This window comes from Paenisporosarcina sp. P5_A11 (genome assembly GCF_056400705.1).
In genome coordinates this window covers 1-9,959 of record NZ_JBFUKT010000124.1, presented here as the reverse complement: position 1 = coordinate 9,959, position 9,959 = coordinate 1, and the positions used below count along the sequence as shown (strand labels likewise).

Annotated in this window: 8 protein-coding genes and 1 pseudogene; 4 read left to right on the top strand and 5 right to left on the bottom strand. The window is 37.0% G+C overall.

The window, feature by feature from the left end:
- The 3 genes and pseudogenes from AC1DOS_RS14480 to AC1DOS_RS14470 all read right to left on the bottom strand — a co-directional run.
- Positions 1 to 320 (bottom strand): annotated as a pseudogene (locus tag AC1DOS_RS14480) (hypothetical protein); the annotation flags it as partial.
- Between the two features lie 60 nt (positions 321 to 380).
- Complete coding sequence (locus AC1DOS_RS14475) at positions 381 to 1,700, bottom strand: copper resistance CopC/CopD family protein (protein ID WP_477538063.1); 1,320 nt, start codon at positions 1,698 to 1,700, stop codon at positions 381 to 383.
- A gap of 116 nt (positions 1,701 to 1,816) precedes the next feature.
- Entirely contained in the window at positions 1,817 to 2,281 is a 465-nt protein-coding gene (locus tag AC1DOS_RS14470) for a GNAT family N-acetyltransferase (RefSeq protein ID WP_477538062.1), read from the bottom strand.
- Between the two features lie 395 nt (positions 2,282 to 2,676).
- Here AC1DOS_RS14470 and AC1DOS_RS14465 point away from each other — a divergent pair, with 395 nt between their 5' ends.
- Positions 2,677 to 3,402 carry a gamma-glutamyl-gamma-aminobutyrate hydrolase family protein gene (locus tag AC1DOS_RS14465; RefSeq protein ID WP_477538061.1) on the top strand — a complete coding sequence of 242 codons (726 nt, stop codon included), beginning with the start codon at positions 2,677 to 2,679 and terminating at the stop codon, positions 3,400 to 3,402.
- A gap of 235 nt (positions 3,403 to 3,637) precedes the next feature.
- Here the strand turns inward: AC1DOS_RS14465 and AC1DOS_RS14460 are convergent, their stop codons facing one another.
- Positions 3,638 to 5,137: a UDP-N-acetylmuramoyl-L-alanyl-D-glutamate--2,6-diaminopimelate ligase gene (locus AC1DOS_RS14460; protein WP_477538060.1), complete on the bottom strand. Its 1,500-nt coding sequence runs from the start codon at positions 5,135 to 5,137 to the stop codon at positions 3,638 to 3,640.
- 253 nt (positions 5,138 to 5,390) lie between these two features.
- Between AC1DOS_RS14460 and AC1DOS_RS14455 the strand changes: the two genes are divergently transcribed.
- Entirely contained in the window at positions 5,391 to 6,350 is a 960-nt protein-coding gene (locus AC1DOS_RS14455) for an NAD-dependent epimerase/dehydratase family protein (protein ID WP_477538059.1), read from the top strand.
- Between the two features lie 489 nt (positions 6,351 to 6,839).
- On the opposite strand, the gene AC1DOS_RS14450 is transcribed toward AC1DOS_RS14455, so the two are convergent.
- A complete protein-coding gene (locus AC1DOS_RS14450) occupies positions 6,840 to 7,571 on the bottom strand; it encodes an NADPH-dependent oxidoreductase (protein ID WP_108587240.1) in 732 nt (243 codons plus the stop codon).
- 65 nt (positions 7,572 to 7,636) lie between these two features.
- Between AC1DOS_RS14450 and AC1DOS_RS14445 the strand changes: the two genes are divergently transcribed.
- Positions 7,637 to 8,467, top strand: coding sequence for an STAS domain-containing protein (locus tag AC1DOS_RS14445; protein WP_477538058.1), 831 nt, complete (start codon positions 7,637 to 7,639; stop codon positions 8,465 to 8,467).
- Positions 8,468 to 8,607: 140 nt separating this feature from the next.
- On the top strand, positions 8,608 to 9,903 hold the full coding sequence (locus AC1DOS_RS14440; protein WP_477538057.1) for a YflT domain-containing protein: 1,296 nt from the start codon (positions 8,608 to 8,610) through the stop codon (positions 9,901 to 9,903).
- The last annotated feature ends 56 nt before the right edge of the window (positions 9,904 to 9,959 follow it).

Genomic DNA, 9,959 nt, shown 5'->3' with positions numbered 1-9,959 from the left:
GGCCCAGTTTCGCCTTTTACACCAGGAATACCTTGAGGTCCAGTTTCACCTTGTTTGCCCGTAAGACCTTGAGAMCCCATTTTACCTTGTATGCCCTGAACACCTTGAGGCCCAGCTTCGCCTGGAAAGCTAGGTTTTCCTTGAGTTCCTTCGACACCAGGAATGTTAGTTGAACCAACTTCACCATCTATTCTAGGAGATTCGTTTTCACCGCGCCCACCTTGTGTTCCAACATATTCTCGTTGGGAGTATACTCTTGAACTTCGTCTTTCTTTACAAGTCGCACATTGACAAGATCTGGTTTTTTTTCGCTCGCCCATGAATTCACATCCATTCTTCATTAACCTATTCACGAAGAATGGGCGGAGTTGGACGTTTGCCTATATTGAAGAGCTAAGTTGTGTTAACACACCTACAATAAGTAGAACTGTGATGGCAAGAACCACATCAAAGTATAGGTAGCGTCGCTCTGAAAGTGAACCAGTTTTCTTCATATGACGTCGAATGAATGCTCCTAAGATGAACACCCCAAGGACAGCGACAATTTTCGCAATTAACCAGTATCCCCAAGTTGTGGTCCATAAAGCTGAAATGGATGGAGCTAGTAGCCATGCGTAAATACTACCCGTAACCGTTAAACTAATGATGCTAAGCAGGGCGGTTTTTGAAAAAGTGGGAATAAACGCTTTAGCCGTTCCTTTTTTCCACAAAATAATGACATAAAATAAACCTGCTATCCAAAGTGCTGATAACAATAGATGAATGAAATTCAAGCCAACTGTTAAAGCAGGTATATCCGTAGCAATTGCATGACTGTTTAAGCTTTTTGCAATTAAAATTCCTGATAACCATGCAAGATCTACATATCGATTACGTCCTACAATATATAGACCCAAAACTGTGATTACAAGAGCTGCAGTCCAAAATTGGCCAATCTCTGTTCGAAGAAATAAATCTTGCCATGACACACCTTCAAAAACACGAGTAAAGTTACGAGCTTGTGACCAAGTGAAAAGAGCAAGCAATGCCAAGTGAAGCAATTGCATTTTCGCTAAGTAAGGAACTTTGTGTCCCTGGAATCTCCATAATAAAGAACCTGTTAATAATAATAATGACAGTAAATATACTGATTTTATTATAGAAGAAAGGGGAGTAGCAGTTTGTTCACTTGCATCTTGGTTCATATCTTTTGCTGATGTCTTCGTCATTGAAGATTGTTCAACTGTTTCATTTGAAGAAGATGTTTCAGTCTTATCAGCATTCTCAGTCTCTTCAACAATTGATGATACGACTACCGGATTTTCATTGGCATCATTTAAAGAAGCTGGAGGTGTTTCTTTAGCTTCGACTGTAAAAGAAATACTTCCTTCAATCGGATGGCCATCTTTAGAGATGACTGAATAAGGAATGGTCACTAATCCACTTATTTGATCAGAAAGAGGAAGGGTTAACTCATTTTTTGCCGAGCTTAAATGAGGTACTCCATTTACTAAAGAGGCGCCTTTAACATTTAAGGCATCTATTTCAAATACTTGATTGTCTATTGTCGTAGTAAACTTAAGCACTACTTCTGAAGGTGCAATTTCCAAAATGGCTCCGTCAGCAGGAGAGCTCGAAGCCAAATCCGCATGTGCATCTACGATGGATGAATATGTAAATAAACTCATTGCCATACATAAAAACATAATAATTGTTTTCATCCTACTCACCTCATTTTCTAAGTCCTTATATAGAATACGAAAGAAAGGCTCTAAAAGATTAGTAACCAACGAAAAAAAGTCGACACATATCAAAATAGAGCACAGCTAGCACTCTTTTAATGTATTGACTTTATAAATTTCACTTCGCCATCGGCACGAAATTGTTCAATGTATCCTAATCTATTATGGGCGACGATGCTTCCTACATTAAAATCTTCTGTATCAGAGGCAATTTGCGAATACCCCATTTCAACAGTCCACGTTTCAGCAGCTTCAACTAAATTCTTTCCATACCCGCGCATTCTATATAAGCCTTTAACAAACCATCCTTCTATGTAACCAGCTTGTCCAAATTGCTTATGTGCATTTTGGTGGATTGCAGCCTCTAAAAACCCAATTGGTTCGTTTTGGAGTTCAATAATAAAGGCTTGCAATGATTGTGGAGAATCCAATTGTTCTAAAATCTCTTGTTTATGTTCTTCTTTTGGGCAATCGGGCCATAATAAGGTTCTCATTTCAAGCCAACATGAAAAATCAGCACTGGTCATTTTTCTAACCGTAACATCTGTACTTACTGTCAAAGGAATCACAACTTTCTTTGCGAATTTGATGTTTATATTGATTAATATCAAACGTATTAATACATAATTTTTCGAAGTTCACATCACAAGTGAAAATATACTGGAGTTGTAAAGATGGATAGCAAATTCATTGAATAACATTTATTACCAAAACGTGTTCATCGTCTTCGGATTTATTCTTTCATTATTGTTCTGTGAACATGAAATTGTAAATGAAAGTAGTCATATTTATTTACCTACCACTATCATTACCTTTGATACTGCATCTCAAAAAACAGCTTATACAAGAATCCCGCATTAAAGAAATTATTGGAATAGATTGTTACGTTTTTGGAATAGCTATTAAGGGTATATTCTGATTTAGAGCAAAGCTAACTAAAGAACGGAGAATATAGATGAAACCAATTGTTGGAATAACTGCAGAAGTACAAAAAGATGGTGGCTACTATATGCCACCTGTATATCCCAATGCAATTACGCAAGCGGGAGGAATTCCATTATTGATTCCACTTGTACCGGGAGAAGATTTAGAGGCAATGTGCAAACAAATCGATGCGCTATTTGTAACAGGTGGCGAAGATATTGATCCTTCTTATTATGGTCAAGAACCACATGTACATTTAGGTAAGATTGCTCCAAAGTTAGACGCGATGGAGCATGCACTTGTTCAAAAGATGTTGGAACTTGATAAACCTTACATCGGTGTATGTAGAGGACTGCATATGCTAAATGTTGCTACTGGAGGCTCGCTATATCAAAGTATCCATTCGCAACGTGAAGAAGAAGTGATGCAACATAAACAACAAGCGGAAAGAACACATCGTTCACATCCTGTAAAAGTTGAAAAAGATAGCCGTATGTACGAAATGCTCCAAGAAGACGAATTTAGAGTGAATTCGTTCCACCACCAAGCTGTTAATGAAGTAACTGGTCCATTAAAAGTTGTGGCTCGTGCAACAGACGGTATCATTGAAGGTGTTGAAAGTACGGAACATTCCTTCGTTTTTGGTTTCCAATGGCACCCTGAGGAATTTGCACAAGTTGGGGACGAAGGATCAAAACGTTTATTCAAAGCATATATAGAAGCAGCAACGAAACGCAAAGAAAAAAATCAAAAATAGTGATATAGAGAGCTTCTGGCATTTGCCAGAAGCTTTTTTCTGTGTTTGGAATGCACAATCAACGGACCGATTCCAACTTGGAGCTCGATTTTTCCAACTTGGCTCTCAAAAATTCCAACTTGGCATCGATATTTTCCAACTTGGACGACAAAAATTCCAACTGAGCGATTGCTCACCTCTAAATGCCATCTTCCATCCTTTCAAAAAAACCTTCAGGCTCGAGGACCTGAAGGTTTTACACACTAAGTTTTGAATTGTAAAAGAAATCATGAATGATGTCTTCATCAGAATGTGGAATATATTCGCCACGCACTATTTGCGCACCGTTAATGCAACCACTAGTCAGTAAAACGATATCTCCCGGATTACTTTCCTTTAATGCTTTGTTTACGGCTTCATGACGAGACGGAGCAGTTAGCACTTCTTGCAAATAAGGAACTCTGAAACCTTTCAACACAGCATCAACAACTTGCCATGGATCATTGTCCCCAGGATGATCGACAGATACGACTATGACGTCAGTCTTACCTTCAGCGGTTTTCGCCATTTTCGGCATTTTTACAAAATCTCGAATGCCAATTCCGGTGATTAAAGTAATCAACCGTTTGTGCGGCAATTTTTTTACAGCTTTCATAATGGCTTCTAAAGCGACTGGTGTATGGGCATAGTCTAAAACGATTATCCGATCATCAGGTCCATGAATGACTTGAAAACGACCATCAACTTGTTCCATCATTGGCAAAGCCAATAAGATTTTATCAAGTGGAATTCTAGCCAATAATGCAGCTCCAATGGCAGAAACTAAATTTCCAACATTATATTCTCCGTAGATTGGGATGCGAATTTGATGAGATTTCCCTTTATAAAGCAATTCAAATGACATACCATCCGCTAAGTGCTGGATGTTTGTCCAAATTAAATCAGCATCGGAATTTATGTTATTTGAGTAAGTGATAACCGATCCTTGAACAACTCGAATAATATCTTTGCTCATGCCAGCATCGTCTAAATTGACTACACTTGCTTTTGCTTGAGTAAATAAGCGCAGTTTACACATCTTATAATGGTCAAATGTTTTGTGATACTCCATATGTTCTTCGGAAATATTTGTATGAATGGCTACATCAAATTCAAATCCACCAACTCGATATTGATCTAATGCAATCGAAGAAACTTCCATGGCAGCAGCAACATCTCCACGTTTGATAAGCTCACTAAAAATCGCTTGTACATCTGAAGATATCGGCGTTGTCGGTGTGCTTTTCTTAATATGAAGGGCTTCTTTTGATGTGAAAATGCCATTAGTTCCAAGCATTCCACAAGGCAAACCTAACAAGTTGAATAAGTTTCTGACAAATGTTGCAACTGTAGTTTTTCCATTTGTACCGGTTACGCCTACTTTAAATAATTTATCAGAAGCATGATGATAAAATTCGATGGCTGTAAATGCCAATGCTTCACGTGAATCACGAACCAATACAAATGAAATATTGGCATGTAAGGGTACGTACTTTTCGATCGTAGCTTTATCGGATCCAACAATCGTTGTAGCTCCATTTTGAATCGCTTCATCTATGTATAAGTGACCATCGGTTTCTTCTCCGATAATACAAAAAAAGGCAAACTGGTTTTGTACATCTCTTGAATCGTATACAATTCCAACCGTGGATTGAGAGGTAGGTCCATATACTTGGAGCGTTTTAATTTGGGGAAGTTGGGTCCATTGAATATCCATAAAATGCTCCTTTTGTTCAATAAGATAAGTTTGATTGTAACATCTCATAAGACAAAATGTTGCAAAGTTCGACAAAATACGAGTTTCGTCCCAGAAAAAACCCTTCTCTTTCTGTATCCGTTTTCCTACTTTCTAAATCGTCATTTACTACAAATTAGTATGCTTTAAAATCCACAACCAATGCTTTACAAATATTGTTTAAAGGATTTTTTTATTTCACGAAGAACTTCTTCTATAAGGAGGTGTTCGATTAATGAAAATATTAGTATTGGGTGGAACGTCATTTGTTGGACGTTATTTAGTCGAAGCAGCAGAAAAAAGTGGACATGAAGTGGTGTTATTTAATCGCGGGAAAACAAACTCAGAAGTTTATAAACACTTAAGACATATTCAAGGTGATCGACGGAAAGATGCACATTTAGTAGGGGACGAAGAGTGGGATGCAGTATTTGATACTYGCGCTTATTCACCGCAAGATTTACACCCAATGCTGGATGTATTAAAAAATAAAACAAAAACCTATATGTTTATTTCAACAATTTCGGTTTATGATGATTATAAAAATGGCAGACCAAACGAATCAAGTTCGACTTTCACTCAAAACATTGAAACTGATGAAGTAACGGGCGCTACGTATGGTCCATTAAAAGTGATGTGTGAACAACTAGTAAATGACACCTTTAAAAAACATGCCTTAATCATTCGTCCTTGTATCGTAGTTGGTCCACATGACCCGACAGATCGATTTACCTACTATGCTCAAAAATTAGGTGAAGCTGGGAAAGTCGCTGTACCAGGAGGAAATGAACCACATAGGAAAGTTCAATGGATTGATGCACGAGATATGGCAAAATGGATTGTGCAAATGGTTGAAGAAAGCAAAGCAGGAACGTTTAATGTGGCTTCAAACCCATTGTCGATGGATGAATTTATTGATGAAATTGCCAACGACGAAATTGAAAAAGAGTGGGTGACTGATGCAGAATTGGAATCAGTCGATTTAGGCGTGCGAAGATATCCGTTTTGGATGCCAATTTCCAAAGATTTTCCTGAAGGTTTTTTTGTTGTTGAAAATAAACGTGCAATTGCCAATGGATTAACTTTCCGACCATTAGCAGAAACTGCCCAGGATACAAGAGAGTGGGCGGTTAATCGCGAATTAAAGGCAGGTCCGACATTACAACAAGAACAAGAATTTCTCAAAAACAAGTAGTCGATTTGTCACGAGAAACCTTTGAGAAGTTCAATAATATAGTGTATACTTGATTCAGAAAGACTAGGTGTGTCAGCACCTAGTCAACAATCGCTCATGTACGAAATAGCGGTTGGTCCAATATAAGTTAGAAATAGTCGTCTCGCCTAACCAGTGAGGACGGCTATTTCTTTTTAGCGAAGAAAATGACTAGTGAAACAAGAATTGAGAACCCACCGATCATCACAGTTGCAAGCTGTATGAGCAAAGTCATCGATTCAAAATACGTCATAACATCACCCCCATTCTCATGGAAGTGACCATCCGCTATCTCTCATAGGCCATTGTTTTTATTATTATAACACAAACAGAATATATGTTCGTATTTTTAACTAGATAAAAGTTTGATTTGTTTTTGGATTTTGTACCAAAAAAATGATTGTGTAACAAATAATTCCATTAAAAGAATCAGCAACTAAATTAGTTGCTGATGTGATACATAATCAAATATCATTTCCAAGTAAATCCTCTATCTTGCAAGAATTTTTTCAAATGTGTACGTCGAGGTACTTTTAAAAATTCAGCCATAGATTTGGTCCAGTTTGTAGATTTTTGATTAGAACTTCTAGACGCGTAATATTCTTCGATCGTTTTATCGTACTTGGGTAACAAGGTATTATATTTTCCGCTGTCATAGCCATTTTCATGAAGAACCGCATCAACGGGTAAACGTGGTTTCACTTCATGTTGTTCATCAGGAACACCCATAGTCATAGCAAATACAGGAAATACCTTTGCAGGAAGATTCAATAATTCGCTAATTTCAGCGGGGTTATTTCTGACTCCTCCTATATAACAAATGCCATATCCTTTAGATTCAGCGGCAATGGCCAAATTTTGTGCGAAAAGGGCAACATCGATAGTTCCGACCATTACATTTTCAGCACTATCCGTTACAATAGAAGTATCATTTAATAGGCCCGCAATATGAAGTCTCTCAAAGTCTACGCAACATACAAATACTGCACCTGCAGTTTCCATTTGATGCGGATTTTTAGAATACTCACCTAGTTTTTTCTTGATTTGATCATCAGTAACCCAAATTACACTATAAGCTTGAACAAAATGTGAACTTGCTGCATGTTGGGCAACAGAAATTAGTTCGAAGACTTCTTCTTTTGAAAGTTTTGTGTTTTTATATGTGCGAATAGATGTATGAGAAGATAATAGATTTAATACCATTAAAAATCAGCTCCTTTTATGTATCGTACCAGAAAGGAAGCAAGATATGAAAAGGAGAGAGCTTAGTGCATCAAAATGTTGAACTGTACAATTACTTAATGAATAAAACGAAACAATTAACGGACGACTGGTATGACTCGATTGATAAATCAACAGCGACTGGTGTATACGCATCTACAGATGAGACTGCAATCGCTCGATTAAAGGCTCAGAACTATAGTTTTCATGAACATCTTATCCAAGTCTTTATTGAAAAAGAGGAGGCATTTTTTCAGTCTTTTGAAGAATGGGTAATTGAGATTGCTTCAGACAACGGACATCAATCAACGCCAACTCATGTCATTTTACGAGAATTTTTAAATGTTCAAGACCAGTATATTTGTATGATTACAGAATTCACAAATGAAAGTGAAGAAAAATACTCTAATGCCAAAGTGAATTCATGGATTGCCATTATTATTAAAGCATTTGGCAAAATTATGACGAGGTTTGTTGAAGTTCATGATTTGTTAGCAACGAAAAGATTAAAAAGCCAACAAACATTAATTAATGAATTGAGTGCTCCTGTCATCCAGCTACAACATCATACGGGATTACTTCCAGTAGTTGGAGAAATTGATACCCAACGAGCAAAATACTTACTTGAAAATACACTTAGCGAATGTACAAATAAAGGGATTACACATCTATACATCGATTTATCTGGTGTAAATATGATTGATACGATGGTAGCTATGCAAATCTTCCAATTAATAGATGCGTTAAAGATTGTTGGTGTTAAAACAACATTGTCAGGTGTTAGACCTGAAATAGCCTTAACAGCCATAAATCTTGGACTAGACTTTAAAGATATCAAAATCGCAGGAAATTTATCGCAAGTTTTACAATTAAAATGAATCCTAAAAACCTTTGTTATCATTAACAAAGGTTTTTATTATGTCGTATATTACAAATAAATTAAAAATTCAAAAAGTGTTTAAGTTATTAAATTGGTGGGGTAGATAGATTGTAAACACAAAAAATAGGAGGAACCACCATGAAATTAGAATCAAACCGCAAAATTGTAGTAGCTCGTACAGAAGATGAAATGTATGAAAAGTTAGAGCAATTAAAAGCCCATGGATATGATGAAAGCGATATTCATGTGATTTCTAAGGATCATTCGCATATGAGCACATTAAATCGACATTCGGAAGTTGCCACACACGAAGCTGGTACATTTATGGATAAGTTTAAATCTTGGTTCACTGGAGAAGATGCAGTAACTGAGGGATTAAGAAAATTAGATTTAAATGAAGCTGAAACTGAACGTTACTCGAAAGATGTAGCAAGTGGAGGATTTGTCCTTTATACGGAAGGCTTGAAAGAAAGAGTTGTCAATTCACCAGAAAGTGAATTTGAACAAGGTTACGATACATTTGGTGCTACTGGAAACAGTTATGAATCGTACAGTGGAGAAGAACGCCACGTGCAAACAACTGAACCCGGATTTGAAGATACATCCATTAGTGAAGTGGCTGCTACTACAAAAACAGAATTTATTGAATCACGATTTGATGAAACCGATTCAAATGTAACAGGTAATGAACAGTTCAGTGTGCAAAATGATTCGACAACATTTGGAGCGGGAGAACCACGGAGTGAAACAACATTTGAAAAAAACAATGAAGAACCACAAAGTGAATACTCTCAACAGCAAGGGTTTTCACCATCGACAAATGGCTTTGTAAATGAAACAGATGGTCGCTTTGATGAACCTCAAGATCGATTTGCTCGAGGTGAAACTTTTGCAACGGATCCTTATTTWGCAAGAGAAGAAGACCATATCGGCCATTCGATGCAAGAAGATAAAATGGTTCAAGAACAACGTCCTACAACAAATGAAGCCATTACAAACGAGCAACAAACAGATGGCTTCCAATCACCTGGTGCGGATCCGAATTTAGGACCAGCTGCTTTTGGAGTTACTAATGAAGAAAATGAATTCCCTTCAGGTGACATGAAAAACGACTTTGATAAAGATTCTCGAATTCAAGCCGAAGATGAAGAACGAGTTTTAGGAACAGAATATACAGCTGGTAAACATCATGAACCGACGAATGAATTCGAAGAAGCTAAGCTAAACAAAGAAACTGATGAATATGAAGAAACTGGTTATGAAACAGATGGACATGGTAATGCATTTGCATTTGATACAAATTCCACTGAAAATGAAATTCTATCTGGTGGAGTTGACGATGAAGAAGAAGATGTAACAACGGACCAGTACAAGGAACGCTTAGAAAGTGATAAAATTCGCAACGAAGTTCATCCAAATAATAAATTATTTTAAATAATAAGAGCATACTAAAACGATGACCTTTCTATAAGACCCCCATATAGATTAAA